The following is a 14,109-nucleotide window of genomic DNA, read 5'->3' as shown; positions in this document are numbered from 1 at the left end:
GCCGCTTGCCTAGATCCAAAAAATAAAATTTAGCTCAAATTTATGGCAAAACTACGCCAAATTTCATAGCCACGCCATATATCATCGCGCTAATAATGCCAGCGAAAAATCCAGCAACCATATCATCGCCCATGACGCCAAGCCCGCCCTTTACGTTGCGGTCGATCCTGCCAATGATCGATGGTTTTTTGATATCAAGCACTCTAAAAAGCACGAGTGAGAGAACTAGCTGAGAGATAGTCGCTCCGCTAATGGCTATAGCGAGCCAAACGCCAGCAACTTCGTCGATCACGATAAAACTCTCGTCGTGCGAATTTACCTTTTTTTCAAAATCATCAATGACACTGATGCTCACCAAAAATAACAAAATGCTAGCTAGCAAAAGCGTGGTAGATGAGAAAAAATATAGCACAAAATAAGCCACCACAGCCCCAGCCACCGAGCCCCAAGTGCCAGGCGCCTTTGGTAAAAGTCCAAATCCAAAAAATGTCAAAAATAGCTTTTGCATAAATTTCCTTAAGTGAGTGATGATGTTTGGTAGAGCTTCATGAGTTCCTCGTAAAAGTCGCGGTCGGTCTTGTTTTCAAGCAGTCCAGAATTTACAAAGAGATCGTCGCAGAGCTTTTGTATATCTTTGAAGCGATTTACATAGAGCTTGCTTAAGATGAGCGCTGAAATTTCAGGCCTTACTAGTATAGCTGGTGGCATGATGCCATTAAATAGCAACTCCTTGATCACGTCTGGGTGGTATTTGATCTGGTGGTGCTGTCCGTGCGGGCAGCTTTTTGTGCTAACTAGCGTCTTGCACTTATTGCAATAAACGAGCTCTGGCAGGACGATCACGTCTAAATTTAGATCGTTTTTGTAGATGTCAAGTATCGTATGAACTTCGTTGTGATCAAAAAACATGCCAATGCCAGAGTGGTTTTGTCCGATGACTAGCTTGTTTGCACCAAGTCTTGAAGCTGCGATGCACTCAAGCGTTGGGTTGGCGTGCGAGCTAAAAAGGGTTGTGTTTTTCAGTGCAAAGACAAAGACCTTTTTTGTTGGCAGATAGTTTTGGTTAAAAAAGTCAAGCACCTGCTTTCTGATCTCGTAGTCGATGTGCCTCTCTTCGCGCGTTCTTATTAGAAAAACGACCACGAGATCGGCCTTGTCGATAGTCATCCTAACTAGGCGTTCATGCGCGCGGTTAAATGGATCAGCCGTTAAAAAAACAGCCGTTATCTTCTTGGCGCCACTCTCTTTTATTAGCTCATTTAGCGCATCTTTGCTTATTTGCAGGCTCTCATCATATAGCTCAAATTCGCCACTTATGCCGTATTTGCCTAAATTTAGTGACATTTCGCTGTTTGATTCATTTGCTAAAAATATATTTTTAGCTCGCATGCTCTCGTCAAATTTAAAGACCTTTGCCACGTCGATATGCCCAACGATCTTGCCGTCCATATTTAAATTTACTCTTTGTCCAGCATGCAGCTTGCTAGCGATATTTTGATTGACCTCGCCAAATGGAGCAAAGCCAAAAGAGTAGGGCATCGGCTCGCCGTTAAAGTAGCCCTTTTTTGCCACCTCTTTGATCTGCTCGTCGTCCATCAGGGCGCTAAAATTTGAGAGAATTTTGTTTTTGATAAGCTCTAAGGCGCCATAAACTTCGGTGTTTATAGAAATTTCACTATTTTTTCTTGCTGACGTCATATTTCTTTCTCTTTTCCCAAAGTGATTTTCTAGAAATTCCAAGCTTTTTGCTAAGCTCAGTGTCGGGGAATTTATCTTGATAATTAATGATGATATATTTTATATATTCATCGATCGTGACGATCTCGCCGATGTCAAAGTTTTTATCTCGGACGGAGAGTTCAAGCTCCTCAAATGGCGCACTTTGCGCAAAATCGCTAGTTTGTATAGCCACTTTTTTCTTTTTGCAAAGCTCTAAAATTTTCTCTTTTTCATCATCTTTTAGCTCTTCAAGATTTGTGATGTATATTAGCTCGTCGCCACTTTGAACAAGTGCTTTTTCAAGCTCGCTAAAACAGGCTTTACCTAAAAACAAAAATGGCGTTTTGTTTGCCTTTACATAGTTAAAGATAAATTTATCGCTGTAGCCATTTTTGCTTGATTTTAAAAGAAGTGGAAATTTGATCTTTTTAGCTTCAAAACAAGGTATTTCATAGTCTTTTAGGGCGAAATTTATATAGTTTTCGTAGTTTTTGATCTCGTTTTTAAAGCCTCTAAACTCTTCAAAATGCCTTATCTTTCTAACAAGCTCTTCTATCATAAATGGCTTTTGTATGTAATCAACCGCGCCCGCTTGTATCGGCTTTATCACGGTGTCGCTGTTGATATAGGCGATGAGTAAGATGATGATAGAGCTTTTAAATTTCTCTATGACTGGGTAGAAGTCCTGCCCAGGGAGTGTGGTAGAAAGTAACACTACGTCAAAATTTTCAAATTTCAAAGCCTCTTTTACGCTCTTTGCGATCTCGCAGTCGTAGCCAAAGTCAGCTAGCTTGCTAGCCATCGAGCCAGCTAGGTAAATTTCGTTTTCTACTATTAAAATTTTCATATTTGTGTCCAGTTGTAAAATTTAAGGCTAGCACTTGCCATGACAGCGATCCCCTCGCATCTGCCGACAAAGCCAAGCCCTTCAGTTGTTGTCGCCTTTACATTTATGCGGCTCTGGCTTAAATTTAGAGCCTGAGCGATGTTTGCCTCCATTTTTGATTTTAGCCTTGAGATTTTTGGCTTTTGCGCCATTATCGTGATATCAGCGTTTGTTAGCACAAAGCCCACGCTTTGCACCCTTTTGTAGGCTTCTTGTAGCAGATAAATAGAGCTAATATCTTTAAATTTATCGTCCGTATCAGGAAATAGTTCGCCTATGTCGCCAAGCCCAGCAGCTCCCAAGATAGCGTCTGTTAGCGCATGAAGTGCCACATCGCCGTCGCTGTGAGCCTTTAGCCCAAACTCATAGTCGATCTTTTCGCCACAAAGCACAAGCGGACGCCCCTTTTCAAACTCATGCACGTCAAAGCCGCTACCTACAAAGAGCTCATTTTCTGGTGCTTTTAGGGCTGAAATTTTAGCTAGGTCCTCTTTAAAAGTGATCTTTCTAGCCATCTCATCGCCCAAAATGTGCCAAACGCTTGCGCCTATAGCTCTCATAGCCGAGCTATCATCTGTGTAAATTTCACCGCTACTAAGAGCTTTTTTAAGAAGTGCTGTGCGCGAGAGCTGCGGCGTTTGGATAAGTTTTACCTTTTCTCTATCGATCGCATTTTCGCCAAGATAGGCAGTGTCTGCGATCTTTAGCGCAGGCACCACGCAGTCAGCCTGAGCGGCCGCCTCGATGATCTTGTGAAAGAGCTCGCTTGATATGCAAGGGCGCGCGATGTCGCTAACTAGGACAAATTCGCTACTTACTAGCTCAAGTGCATTTTTTAGACTATCTTGCCTTGTCTCGCCGCCATCAACAAATTTATAATTTGGAGCAAATTTAGACATATATTTGCACTCTTTACTAACGACGATGATCTCTTTAAATGTGTAAAAGTTACTCAAATTTTTAGTGGCAAATAGCCAAAGTGGGTCGCTACCTATACGAAGCCATTGCTTCTTTACAGGTAGCTCAAAACGACTGGAATTTCCTGCTCCTAGCATTATAAGTGAGATATCAAGCAAGGTAGCTCCTTTGAAGATTGTTACGGAATTATACATTCTAAAACTTGAAAAAATCTTTTTAAAAAAGAGTAGAAATTTAGATTTATTTAGTTAGTTCAAATATAAAAAGGACTAAAATTAGCTTTTTTATAAATTTAAAAAGGCTACTCATGAGAGATAAGACGCAGATGTACTATGCTAGGCGTGGTGAGCTCACAAAGCAGATGAGCTATGTGGCAAAGGTCGAGGGGATAGGCGAAAATTTAGTGATGGATGAGGTGGCAAAAGGCAGCATCATCATCCCAGCAAATGTAAATCACATAAATTTAAAGCCAATGGGTATAGGAAGAAAGCTAAAGACAAAGGTCAATGCAAATATCGGCAACTCAAGCCTAAGTAGCGACATTTGCGCTGAGCTTAGAAAGCTTGAAATTTGCCTAGAATTTGGCGCTGATACGGTTATGGATCTAAGCACGGACGGCGATTTAGACGCTATTAGAAGTGCGATCATTGAGCACTCAAGCGTGCCAGTTGGCACAGTGCCGATGTATGAAATTTTAAAAGAGGCAAAAGAGGTTACAAATATCACAAATGAGCTAATTTTAAGCGTGCTAGAGAAACAAGCAAGGCAAGGGGTTAGTTACTTTACGATACACGCTGGCTTTTTGCGTGAGTTTTTGCCACTTGTTAAAAAGCGTAAAATGGGCATAGTTAGCCGTGGCGGCAGCCTGAGCGCTAGCTATATGTCAAAGCTAAATAGGCAAAATCCATTTTATGAGATTTTTGATCAAATTTTAGAAATTTGCGCAAAATATGACGTCTCGCTCTCGCTTGGCGACGGACTTCGCCCAGGTTGCCTTTACGACGCGACAGATGAGGCACAGCTTAGCGAGCTAAAGGTGCTTGGAGAGCTTACGCTTAGGGCGTGGCAAAAAGATGTGCAAGTGATGATAGAAGGCCCTGGTCATGTGCCATTAAGTCAAATTGAGTATAATATGAAAATCGAACAAGAGCTCTGCCATGACGCCCCATTTTACGTACTTGGACCGCTAGTTAGCGATATCGGCGCGGGGTATGATCATATCACTTCAGCGATAGGTGGTACGATGGCAGCATTTCACGGCGCTAGCATGCTTTGCTACGTGACGCAAAAAGAGCACCTAGGACTACCAAATGAAAATGACGTAAGAGAGGGCATCGTAGCTCACAAGATAGCAGCTCATGCCGCAGACGTCGCGCTTGGTAAGGCAGGAGCTATCGAAAAAGACCATGTGATGAGTGACGCTAGATATGCGTTTGACTGGAACAAGCAGTTTGAGCTTAGCTTTGATCCAAAAAAGGCTAGAGAGCTTCACGATGAGAGCTTGCCAGAAGATGCGTTTAAGAGCGCTCATTTTTGTTCGATGTGCGGACCAAAATTTTGTGCATATAAAATTTCAAAAGATCTAGAAAAAGGAGAAAAATGTTAAATAAAGAAGAGGTCTTAAATAGACTAAAAGGCGTCATATATCCGGGGTTTGAAAAGGATATAGTTAGCTTTGGCTTTGTAAAAAATGTGGAGATCGGCGAGAAAATTTTAATCGAAGTCGAGATCGTTAGCTCAAGCCCAGAGGTGGCAAACGAGCTAAAAACAGACATCAAACGTGTCATGGGCTCAAATGAGTACGTGCTAAATTTGATCCAGCCAAAGATACCTGAGGAGAAAAGTAATACTCAAAGTGGCAAAAATATCGCGCCACAAGTTAAAAATTTCGTAATGGTAAGCTCTGGAAAAGGCGGCGTTGGTAAATCAACCACAACGCTAAATTTAGCCATCTCAATGGCAAAACTAGGCAAAAAAGTGGGCATCTTAGACGCTGACATCTACGGACCAAATATCCCAAGGATGCTTGGCGAAGTAAATACTCAGCCACAAGTCGTTGGCAACAAGCTAAAACCGATACTTAGCCATGGTGTGGAGATGATGAGTATGGGTGTTTTGATGGAGGAGGGCATGAGCCTTATCTGGCGTGGCTCGATGATCATGAAAGCGATCGAGCAGCTGCTAAGAGACGTGCTTTGGAGCGAGCTTGATGTATTGTTTCTCGATATGCCTCCAGGAACGGGCGATGCGCAGCTAACTCTAGCTCAAAGCGTGCCAGTAACGGCAGGTGTCTGCGTCACAACGCCTCAAGTTGTAGCGCTTGACGATAGCAAGCGTGCGCTTGATATGTTTGAGAAGCTTCACATCCCAATCGCTGGCGTCATCGAAAATATGAGCGGTTTTATCTGCCCAGATAACGGCAAAGAGTATGACATCTTTGGCAAAGGCACGACTGAAGAGGTAGCAAAGGCTTACAACACTCAAATTTTAGCTGAAATTCCTATCGAGCCAGCTGTTAGAGTGGGTGGCGATAATGGCAAGCCAGTTAGCTTTTACGAGCCAAACTCAGTCACTGCAAAACGCTATGAGAGCGCAGCTGCAAGGCTTTGGGAGATAATAGAAAACATAAATAACGGCGGCGGGGCTGATAACTCAGCGATCCAGCCAGTAAATGACGGCAAGAGTGCTTGCTCGAAGTAAATTTACAAAAGATAAAATTTAGAGCAAATTTTAATTAAATTTGGCTACCAAAATTTGGCTTTGTTTGGTGCTTAGCTTAAATTTTGGAGCCAAAATGCAATCATTAAAAAGAAAATTTAACAGGAGAAAAGATGAAAGCGATCGTAACCGTAGTCGGAAAAGATAGAGTTGGCATCGTTGCTGGCGTCTCAGCAAAGCTTAGCGAGCTAGGTCTAAACATAGATGATATAAGTCAGACTATTTTGAGCGACTTTTTCACGATGATGGCGGTGGTTTCAAGCGATGAAAATAAGGACTTTACAGCCTTAAGAGCGGAGCTAGATAAGCTTGGAGAGAGCCTAAAAGTAAAGATAAATATCCAAAGCTCAGCCATTTTTGATGCTATGCACAAAATTTAAGGACAAAAGATGGATATCAAAAATGTAACCGAAACGATCTCGATGATCGAGGAGCAAAATTTTGACATCAGAACGATCACGATGGGCATTAGTTTGCTTGATTGCATCGACCCTGACATCAATAAAGCCTGCGACAAAATTTACGCAAAAATCACCACTAAAGCCAAAGACCTAGTTAGAGTGGGCAACGAAATTTCCGCTGAGCTAGGCATACCAATCGTCAATAAAAGAGTGAGCGTGACGCCTATCTCGATAATCGGCGCCGCAACAGATGCAAAAGACTACGTGATGATCGCAAAGACGCTTGATAGGGCAGCTATTGAAGTTGGTATTGATTTTATAGGTGGTTTTTCGGCTCTAGTGCAAAAGGGCTACCAAAAGGGCGATGAAATTTTGATAAATTCTATCCCGCAAGCACTCGCACAAACCGCAAAAGTGTGCTCAAGCGTCAATGTCGGCTCAACAAAAAGTGGCATAAATATGAGCGCAGTGCGTGACATGGGACGTATCATAAAAGAGACGGCAGCAGCTTCAGAGATGGGCTGTGCGAAGCTTGTTGTCTTTGCAAACGCAGTCGAAGATAATCCTTTCATGGCTGGTGCATTTCACGGCGTGGGCGAGGCTGATGTGGTGATAAATGTCGGCGTTTCAGGCCCAGGCGTCGTAAAAAGAGCGCTTGAAAAGGTGCGTGGCGAGAGCTTTGACGTGGTGGCTGAGACCGTGAAAAAGACGGCATTTAAGATCACTCGTATCGGTCAGCTCGTTGGTCAAATGGCGAGCGAGCGCCTTGGGGTTAAATTTGGCATCGTCGATCTATCTCTTGCTCCAACGCCTGCTGTGGGCGACTCGGTGGCTCGCGTGCTTGAGGAGATGGGGCTTGAAGCTGTTGGCACGCACGGCACGACTGCGGCACTAGCTCTGCTAAATGACGCGGTCAAAAAAGGTGGCGTAATGGCGTGCAATCAAGTGGGTGGCTTAAGCGGTGCGTTTATCCCAGTCTCAGAGGACGAGGGCATGATAGCTGCGGTGCGCGCGGGATCATTAAATTTAGAAAAGCTTGAAGCGATGACTGCGATATGCTCAGTTGGACTTGATATGATCGCCATACCTGCGGATACGCCGAGTGAGAGTATAGCTGCGATGATCGCTGATGAGGCGGCTATCGGCGTTATAAATCAAAAAACAACAGCCGTTCGTATCATACCTTTGGGCCGTGAGGGCGATATGATCGAGTTTGGCGGCCTTTTAGGAAGAGCGCCTGTGATGAAGATAAATAAAGCCTCAAGTGCCGACTTTATCGCTCGTGGCGGACAAATTCCAGCACCAATTCATAGTTTTAAAAATTAATCTTCAAAGTCCGCTTTAAATTTGCGGACTTTCTCTTAAATTTACCCCGACTTTTCAACTGCTTTTAGTTAAAATAATAAAAATTTTAAACTAAGGAGTTAAAATGAAAATTTTATCACTGCTTACGGCGCTACTTTTTGGAGCAGTATGTGGCTTTGCAAACGATGGCAAAGTAAGAAGTATCGACATCTACGTCACGCCTTACTACTCAGCAAACGCTGGCAAGGTGGAGTATGTCAAGGTCTATGACAAGATAGATGAGCTTTTAAAAAGTGGCAAAGAAGAGGACTTCAAAAAGGCTGAAAAGATCGTGCAAGACGCCCCACAAATGGTCTCTCCGATAACTCTTTTTGTTCTCTCAGCTCGCGCTTATGATCTTGGGCTTCGCGATGATGCGGTATTTTGGTTTTATGCGGCAAAAAACCGCGCGATCTTGCTAAGAGGCGTTATAGACATGGAGGGTGAGAAATTTGCTGACGTGGTGGCTGCGATAGGGGCGTTTATGAAGCTTGTTGGCGACGTGGTCAATCCTTATGCATTTTGCGATATCAAAAAGCAACAAGAGATCGCTGATAAAGCGCTTGAATGGACTAAGAAAAATGCCTATGAAGCGATGTTTTCGCCAGAATTTAGCTCGCCTCACGAAGATAGAAAAGCAGCCCTTGCAAAAGGCATAGAAAAGCTAGAAGCCCGCAATAAAAAAGAGAAAGATTACTTTTTAGATAAAGACAATCTTGCTAACTTTAAAGCTATGCGCAAGCAAAATGGCACTGATGAGAAATTTTGCTTTTAAATAGCGAGAAAAACTGAAAATTTGCTTGTAAATTTAGCTTTTTGCTTTATGCTAAAAGGGCAAATTTACAAGCTATTTCTATTTTATGTAACTACAAATTTGCTTAAATTTGGCTCTTTTTGCAAAAGAGTAGCAAAACTACAAAAATGAGAATAAAAAATGACTTTGAAATTTGGCGAACTTGAAAAAGTTGCAACAGATGATGGCTTTATCTGGTATGCGGAGGCGAAGCTAAAAAGCGAAATTTTTGGTCAAGTGCCATTTTGCCTTGTTAGCACAGATGGGGCAGACATGGATGATGAGACTACTTTACTAGCAGAGCGCATCGCCAGTGATATCGACCGGTATGTAAAAGAGGCGCTTGTCTTTTTAAAAGATGAGCTTAGGCGAGGGTGCTTTTTGAGCAAGGACGAGCTTAAATTACTTGACTTGCCAGTTTGCAAACTACCATTTAGCTCGCCACAATGCACTTTTTATGCGCACGATAAGCAGTGGCTGATGAGATTCGCAGGGGGCGAGCTTGATATTTGCGAGCCTTATGGTATTGGGGTGATCTTTGAGGGTGAAAAGCCACTTTGTTTAGAAAATTTGGAGCTTAGCAGTGAGTACTAAACGCTTAAATTTTTAAATTTATGCATTAAAAGCTAGTTAAGATTTTCAAGCTTTGCAAAAAATGATGAAAATTTTGTTTTTAGGTATTGGCTGCGATCAAGAGGCGCTAGGGTTTTTTAAATTATTAAATTTTGCTGTCTTAGGTTTTGCGCCCAAAACAGCAAATTTATAAGCTATGCGTTGCAGCAGTCGCTCGGATCTTTTTCTTTTGTGATCCTAGCTCTTAGGTCGTGGCGGATGATCTCTATCGACCAAAACCAGACCATGTGACCCACAAACTCAGAGACATACTCATACCAAGGAAGTGTCCAAAGTGGCGGAGTGAGGCCAAGAAGCGGCAGTGAGATGCCGTGAACTGCAATAGTTGCTAAGATACCAGCCATCACGCCTTGCCACATCGTGATCTTTGGAAATTTTTCAGCCACGACGCAGTAGCCAACGGCAAAGACGACTGAGAAGATAATGTGCGTTAGCATCACGTAGTTAAATGCATGCCCTGCAAACTCGTAGATAGTGGCGTTTGGATCGGCGATACCGACATAATCTCTTAAGAACACATAAGGTGGATTTAGAAAATTTCTCGAGCAGTCGATCGCATCAGCCGCTCTGATGGCACTTTCTGGTCCGCAAGCAGCGTTAAACATATCCATAGGGCTTCTTGGCGGAAGTGGCACTTCTGCACCCCATTTGACAAAAGCTGAAACTACGCCAGCGACGAGGCCGATCAACGCAGCTAGAGCAAATTTTGGTTTGGTAGCTAAATTTGACATTTTGTCTCCTTGTAAAATTTGAGGCATTTTTTTCTATTTTCTTTATGATAAGGTTAATCATTATTATAATTTATAAATTTATCAAAGCTCAAATGCTTTAAAATCATAAAATTTTTAGCCATTTTTGGCTAGACTAAGAAAAAATTTAAAGGAGAATAGATGTCTAAAGAGTTTAAAGACGCAAACGAATTTAAGGAATTTTTTGAAGAATTTAGAAAAAAAGATGGCTACAAAGATCCAGTTGCTTTTGGCATCGCAAGAGTCGATCGCGGACAAAAAAATAGCGACAAAATTTTGCAGGCAAGTTACGCCGTTGTAAATTATAAAGAGAGCTTTTTAAGCGCAGCTGCTTTTATCTACGCCTTGCAAAAGTGCGATGTTGAGGTTGATTTTGGCGCTCACGAGTTTGTCACTGATCTCACGCCAAAGGTAGCAAAAAAGGCTAGCAAGCTCTTTAGTATCTTTGAAAAAGATATAAAATCACACAAAAACGTGGAGAATTTACACGCTGTGAAGATGGCATTTGATGACGATCTTGAGCTAAACGAGAATAAATTTAAGCTTGTATTTTTATTTGATGACGCAAAGCCACTTAGCGTAGAAGCTGTCTATCTCAAGCTCTACTTGATCTCACTTGGCAAGGTCGCACCTAGGACGATCGTGCTTGATGGAGCCTTTGGAGTGCTACCAAATGTCGCTTGGACTAGCCAAAACATCCCGATCGAGCTTGAGTGGCTAAGAGAAAATGAAATTTCTCTAAAGATGTTTGGCGAGTATCCAGCGATCGTGAGCGTGGATAAATTCCCAAGATTTTTAAGTCACATCATCCCAGCTGATAACACGAGAATTTTAGACGCTGCTAAAGTCCGCATGGGCGCTGCTGTGCATCCTGGCACAGTCGTCATGCCAGGGGCTGCTTATATCAACTTTAACGCAGGCACGACTGGTGGCGTGATGGTTGAAGGCAGGGTTAGCAGCTCTGTCGTCGTGGGCGAGGGCAGCGACGTAGGTGGCGGAGCTAGCATACTTGGCGTGCTAAGCGGCACAAACGGCAACCCTGTAAGCATCGGCAAACACTGCTTGCTTGGCGCAAACTCAGTCACAGGCGTGCCACTTGGCGATAACTGCATCGTGGATGCTGGCATAGCGGTACTTGAAGGAACAAAGGTCTATATCTCAGCCAGCGAGCGCGAAAAGCTGGCTAAGCTAAATCCAGAGTTTAAATTTGAAGCTGAAATTTACAAGGCGCTTGAGCTTGGCGGGCTAAACGGGCTTCATTTTAGACAAAATAGCCAAACAGGTCAGATCACTGCAAGTGCGAGCAAAAGGGCGATCAAGCTAAATGAGGCACTTCATTAAAAGGAGCTAGCATGAAAGTTGGCATTTTGATGTTTGACAAGATAAATTTGTTAAGCTTTGCCAAAATTTATGATTTTTTGCATAAATTTGAAGGTTTTAACATCAAAACCTACGCCCTAAAGCCTGAGATAGTCGATGAATTTGGCGTCAGGCTTCATCCTGAAATTTACGCTGAGAGCCTTTACGGCGTGGATATCTTGGTCGTGCCAGATGGCGTTGGAGCGCTTGGTCTAAGATATGACGAGATATTTTTAAGCTGGATAAAAAGCTCAGCGAGTGCGAAATTTAAGATCGGCTTTGACCTTGGCGTGCTCATCCTTGGCGGGGCTGGATTTTTAGAAGATAGAGAGGCCTGCATAAGGGGCGGATACAAAAACGCGCTGAGTGGCTACTGCGAGGTAAATGACGCTAAGATGTGCGAGAGCAGGGGTGTGATAAGTGTTAGCGAATTTGATGATGAGATCAAAGAGCAGCTCACAAAAATCCTAAGTAAAGATAAAATTTAAGGGCTTTGGCTCTTAAATTTGATAGAAATTTTATCTTTTTAATGATCTTATAGCTTGTTTTATGGCGCTATTTACCGCTTCTAAATGCCACTTTATCCACGCTGTGAAGTCAAAGTTTAAATTATTTTCAAGCTTTGTCGTCTGCTTTAAAATTTCATAATAATCTTTGCCGCCCTCATAAGGATGGATGATCGCAAACCAAAGGTGCGTCAAGGCACTTTTTACATAGGCGTTTTCGGAGCTTTTATTGATAAAACCTAAAAAATTTCTCATCTCATCCCCTATGCATTCTGCTGGCAAGGCTTCGTAGTGGATTTGCACATTTTTGAAGGACCTGAGACGACGCTCATCTCATCATCTCTAAATTTAGCTCGTTTTATCTTGTAAGTTTTGCTATGGCTATATTCAAACAAGGCATTGTGCCAGCCATGTAACCGCTCGAAGTTCATATAAGCTTTGTTTAAATTTGCTTCAAGCATTAGCGAGACTAGATTATCACTGTGTCTAGTCGCATGAGTGTCGGCTAGCCAGTCAAAATTTTCATCTAGTCTCTTTTTTGCCGATGAGCGAATGCTTGATCTTTTTAGCCTCTCGCCCTCTATAAGAGATGAGTAAAAGATCTCATCTTCTAGGGCGTTAATTTGCACCTTTAGAAGATCGTTTCTGCTGGTCTTGCTTATTATCTCTTTTAAAATTTCGTGATTTTGCTTTAGCTTATTTGCAAGGGTATCTATTGCACTTTTATCGAAAGAAAAATTTGGGTAGTTAGGATGTTGCCATATCCACAGGTTTTGCATCAAATTTCTTTAAAGATTACGGCTTTTGTGCCTATCTATAAGGTCTTCTATACTCTCTTCTAGCGTCATTGTAGCCACGTCTATATCCACGCTCAAAACCATCGTCGTAGTCGTCATCGTTATAGTAGCCTCCACGGTAACCACGCTGAAATCTATCAAATCTTTCGTACTCATTTTGATAGTATGGGCGGTAGTTAGGCGGATATGGCGCATAGTTTGGATCAATAGGATAGTAGCCACTCATGCGGCAGCTATCCTCATCAAAATCTTTCAATCCAAAACGAAATTTATATCCGTCTATCTTTTTACTAAGGGCGTCGTAGTTTCTCGTGTCGCCATAAAATTTAGCCATTTCTCTTTCGTTTATAAGTTTGCAAAGCCCGATCTCTATCTTTTTAGTATAGTTTACAGCTAGCAACATCGTAAATGTACAAAACAAAATGGCTATAAATTTCATCTTAGTCTCCTATTTTTATATTTCCGCCTTTGCCAAGACCGCCTTTTACATTTTGGACTTTATAGTCTTTTAGCGCGACTATAAGTTGGTTCATCGCATCCATAAAGGCATTTACAATCATCCTGCCCTCTGGTGTCTTTGTGTAGCCACCAAGTCCAGCGCTCACACGTGAAAATGAATTTGACCCCATGCCAAAGAAGTCAAAGTTGCTATCACTGCCGACTGCACCAGCGATCTGTACGCCTGAGCGGTTGTCTATGAGAAGCAAAGATGTTTGTGTTTCGCTCTTTGAAAAGCCTCCGCTTACCTTGCCAGCAACGTTGCCAAAGACAGCGCCTACAAGTCCGCTGATACCGCCAGTATCCTCTTTGCTAAATGTGATCTCTGGCTGCATGGTATAATCAGCCGCTACGACTTGACCTTTGTGAAATTTAGAGCCTTTTCTTAGCTCGCCACTAGCTTCAAGTGCGCGCTCTTGCATCATATTATCCATACTTCTGCCACGCTCTACGATGACGAAGCAGCCAGTTTGCTGAGCTAAGATCCTTAGCACCGGCACGGTTGAGCCAAGCTGATAATCTCTAGTTAGATATGAGTACCATGAGCTACTTTGATCCTCATAAAAAGATAATGTTCCTAGTGTTTGGCTGCAACGCTCGATTTTCGTGTTGGCATTTTTGGATGTATCTCCTGCTGCGGCACCAGTTACACCGCTATTGCTGCTAGCGCATCCAGCAAATAAACAAAGAGCGGCAATGCTGCTAAAGACCTTAGATGCTAAAAATCTCTTTTTCATGAAGATCCTTTTTAATGTAATTAGAAGTGCAAATATTATAAGAAAATAATA

General features: G+C 42.5%; 17 protein-coding genes. 8 read left to right on the top strand and 9 right to left on the bottom strand.

Annotated elements, in window-relative coordinates; translation table 11 throughout:
• Positions 1 to 40: 40 nt before the first annotated feature.
• The 4 genes from CVS89_RS06540 to CVS89_RS06525 are packed head-to-tail and all read right to left on the bottom strand — an operon-like array spanning position 41 to position 3,681.
• Positions 41 to 508 (bottom strand): phosphatidylglycerophosphatase A family protein, encoded by a 468-nt coding sequence (locus CVS89_RS06540; RefSeq protein ID WP_103601499.1) that lies wholly within the window; start codon positions 506 to 508, stop codon positions 41 to 43.
• Positions 509 to 516: 8 nt separating this feature from the next.
• Positions 517 to 1,698, bottom strand: a complete 1,182-nt coding sequence (locus tag CVS89_RS06535; RefSeq protein WP_103596762.1) for a sulfate adenylyltransferase — start codon at positions 1,696 to 1,698, stop codon at positions 517 to 519.
• Positions 1,676 to 2,566, bottom strand: a complete 891-nt coding sequence (locus CVS89_RS06530; protein ID WP_107847711.1) for a response regulator — start codon at positions 2,564 to 2,566, stop codon at positions 1,676 to 1,678. The genes CVS89_RS06535 and CVS89_RS06530 overlap by 23 nt, the downstream gene beginning before the upstream one ends.
• A complete protein-coding gene (locus tag CVS89_RS06525) occupies positions 2,563 to 3,681 on the bottom strand; it encodes a bifunctional 2-C-methyl-D-erythritol 4-phosphate cytidylyltransferase/2-C-methyl-D-erythritol 2,4-cyclodiphosphate synthase (RefSeq protein ID WP_107847712.1) in 1,119 nt (372 codons plus the stop codon). The genes CVS89_RS06530 and CVS89_RS06525 overlap by 4 nt, the downstream gene beginning before the upstream one ends.
• Before the next feature lie 149 nt (positions 3,682 to 3,830).
• Here CVS89_RS06525 and thiC point away from each other — a divergent pair, with 149 nt between their 5' ends.
• The 6 genes from thiC (at position 3,831) to CVS89_RS06495 (ending at position 9,373) form a co-directional block, all read left to right on the top strand.
• The gene (thiC, locus tag CVS89_RS06520) at positions 3,831 to 5,129 is read left to right on the top strand and encodes a phosphomethylpyrimidine synthase ThiC (RefSeq protein ID WP_107847713.1); all 1,299 of its coding nucleotides are present in this window, start codon (positions 3,831 to 3,833) and stop codon (positions 5,127 to 5,129) included.
• Positions 5,123 to 6,223, top strand: coding sequence for an Mrp/NBP35 family ATP-binding protein (locus tag CVS89_RS06515; RefSeq protein WP_009294471.1), 1,101 nt, complete (start codon positions 5,123 to 5,125; stop codon positions 6,221 to 6,223). The genes thiC and CVS89_RS06515 overlap by 7 nt, the downstream gene beginning before the upstream one ends.
• A gap of 131 nt (positions 6,224 to 6,354) precedes the next feature.
• A complete protein-coding gene (locus CVS89_RS06510; RefSeq protein ID WP_002939508.1) occupies positions 6,355 to 6,621 on the top strand; it encodes an ACT domain-containing protein in 267 nt (88 codons plus the stop codon).
• Positions 6,622 to 6,630: 9 nt separating this feature from the next.
• A complete protein-coding gene (locus CVS89_RS06505; protein WP_021085933.1) occupies positions 6,631 to 7,968 on the top strand; it encodes a PFL family protein in 1,338 nt (445 codons plus the stop codon).
• Positions 7,969 to 8,071: 103 nt separating this feature from the next.
• Positions 8,072 to 8,761: a cytochrome-c oxidase gene (locus CVS89_RS06500; protein WP_103645734.1), complete on the top strand. Its 690-nt coding sequence runs from the start codon at positions 8,072 to 8,074 to the stop codon at positions 8,759 to 8,761.
• A 159-nt stretch (positions 8,762 to 8,920) separates the two neighbouring features.
• On the top strand, positions 8,921 to 9,373 hold the full coding sequence (locus CVS89_RS06495) for a hypothetical protein (RefSeq protein WP_107847714.1): 453 nt from the start codon (positions 8,921 to 8,923) through the stop codon (positions 9,371 to 9,373).
• A 173-nt stretch (positions 9,374 to 9,546) separates the two neighbouring features.
• Here the strand turns inward: CVS89_RS06495 and CVS89_RS06490 are convergent, their stop codons facing one another.
• Positions 9,547 to 10,143, bottom strand: coding sequence for a YagU family protein (locus tag CVS89_RS06490; protein ID WP_107847715.1), 597 nt, complete (start codon positions 10,141 to 10,143; stop codon positions 9,547 to 9,549).
• Between the two features lie 159 nt (positions 10,144 to 10,302).
• On the opposite strand from CVS89_RS06490, the gene CVS89_RS06485 reads away from it, so the two are divergent.
• Complete coding sequence (locus CVS89_RS06485) at positions 10,303 to 11,502, top strand: tetrahydrodipicolinate N-succinyltransferase N-terminal domain-containing protein (RefSeq protein ID WP_107847716.1); 1,200 nt, start codon at positions 10,303 to 10,305, stop codon at positions 11,500 to 11,502.
• Between the two features lie 11 nt (positions 11,503 to 11,513).
• Positions 11,514 to 12,008, top strand: coding sequence for a hypothetical protein (locus CVS89_RS06480; RefSeq protein WP_107847717.1), 495 nt, complete (start codon positions 11,514 to 11,516; stop codon positions 12,006 to 12,008).
• 30 nt (positions 12,009 to 12,038) lie between these two features.
• Here CVS89_RS06480 and CVS89_RS06475 read toward each other — a convergent pair whose 3' ends face one another.
• The 4 genes from CVS89_RS06475 to CVS89_RS06460 are packed head-to-tail and all read right to left on the bottom strand — an operon-like array spanning position 12,039 to position 14,058.
• Positions 12,039 to 12,281, bottom strand: a complete 243-nt coding sequence (locus tag CVS89_RS06475; RefSeq protein ID WP_233091246.1) for a hypothetical protein — start codon at positions 12,279 to 12,281, stop codon at positions 12,039 to 12,041.
• A gap of 8 nt (positions 12,282 to 12,289) precedes the next feature.
• Entirely contained in the window at positions 12,290 to 12,805 is a 516-nt protein-coding gene (locus CVS89_RS06470) for a DUF4172 domain-containing protein (RefSeq protein WP_107847719.1), read from the bottom strand.
• Between the two features lie 31 nt (positions 12,806 to 12,836).
• Positions 12,837 to 13,262, bottom strand: a complete 426-nt coding sequence (locus CVS89_RS06465) for a gamma-glutamyl phosphate reductase (RefSeq protein WP_103558357.1) — start codon at positions 13,260 to 13,262, stop codon at positions 12,837 to 12,839.
• 1 nt (position 13,263) lies between these two features.
• Positions 13,264 to 14,058, bottom strand: a complete 795-nt coding sequence (locus CVS89_RS06460) for a CsgG/HfaB family protein (RefSeq protein WP_107847720.1) — start codon at positions 14,056 to 14,058, stop codon at positions 13,264 to 13,266.
• Positions 14,059 to 14,109 lie beyond the last annotated feature (51 nt).

This window comes from Campylobacter concisus, assembly GCF_003048615.2.
In the GTDB taxonomy this organism is placed as follows: Bacteria; Campylobacterota; Campylobacteria; order Campylobacterales; family Campylobacteraceae; genus Campylobacter_A; species Campylobacter_A concisus_C.
Note: the sequence above shows the minus strand (reverse complement) of the source record. Positions and strands in the feature narration are given on the sequence as shown.

What these genes read in the sequence shown, in the direction of transcription:
- CVS89_RS06505 (WP_021085933.1), top strand. Translation starts at nt 6,631, where the DNA reads ATGGATATCAAAAATGTAACCGAAACGATCTCGATGATCGAGGAGCAA.
- CVS89_RS06485 (WP_107847716.1), top strand. Translation starts at nt 10,303, where the DNA reads ATGTCTAAAGAGTTTAAAGACGCAAACGAATTTAAGGAATTTTTTGAA.
- CVS89_RS06495 (WP_107847714.1), top strand. Translation starts at nt 8,921, where the DNA reads ATGACTTTGAAATTTGGCGAACTTGAAAAAGTTGCAACAGATGATGGC.
- CVS89_RS06460 (WP_107847720.1), bottom strand. Translation starts at nt 14,058, where the DNA reads ATGAAAAAGAGATTTTTAGCATCTAAGGTCTTTAGCAGCATTGCCGCT.
- CVS89_RS06500 (WP_103645734.1), top strand. Translation starts at nt 8,072, where the DNA reads ATGAAAATTTTATCACTGCTTACGGCGCTACTTTTTGGAGCAGTATGT.
- CVS89_RS06515 (WP_009294471.1), top strand. Translation starts at nt 5,123, where the DNA reads ATGTTAAATAAAGAAGAGGTCTTAAATAGACTAAAAGGCGTCATATAT.
- CVS89_RS06510 (WP_002939508.1), top strand. Translation starts at nt 6,355, where the DNA reads ATGAAAGCGATCGTAACCGTAGTCGGAAAAGATAGAGTTGGCATCGTT.
- CVS89_RS06490 (WP_107847715.1), bottom strand. Translation starts at nt 10,143, where the DNA reads ATGTCAAATTTAGCTACCAAACCAAAATTTGCTCTAGCTGCGTTGATC.
- CVS89_RS06530 (WP_107847711.1), bottom strand. Translation starts at nt 2,566, where the DNA reads ATGAAAATTTTAATAGTAGAAAACGAAATTTACCTAGCTGGCTCGATG.
- CVS89_RS06540 (WP_103601499.1), bottom strand. Translation starts at nt 508, where the DNA reads ATGCAAAAGCTATTTTTGACATTTTTTGGATTTGGACTTTTACCAAAG.
- thiC (WP_107847713.1), top strand. Translation starts at nt 3,831, where the DNA reads ATGAGAGATAAGACGCAGATGTACTATGCTAGGCGTGGTGAGCTCACA.
- CVS89_RS06480 (WP_107847717.1), top strand. Translation starts at nt 11,514, where the DNA reads ATGAAAGTTGGCATTTTGATGTTTGACAAGATAAATTTGTTAAGCTTT.
- CVS89_RS06465 (WP_103558357.1), bottom strand. Translation starts at nt 13,262, where the DNA reads ATGAAATTTATAGCCATTTTGTTTTGTACATTTACGATGTTGCTAGCT.
- CVS89_RS06535 (WP_103596762.1), bottom strand. Translation starts at nt 1,698, where the DNA reads ATGACGTCAGCAAGAAAAAATAGTGAAATTTCTATAAACACCGAAGTT.
- CVS89_RS06470 (WP_107847719.1), bottom strand. Translation starts at nt 12,805, where the DNA reads ATGCAAAACCTGTGGATATGGCAACATCCTAACTACCCAAATTTTTCT.
- CVS89_RS06475 (WP_233091246.1), bottom strand. Translation starts at nt 12,281, where the DNA reads ATGAGAAATTTTTTAGGTTTTATCAATAAAAGCTCCGAAAACGCCTAT.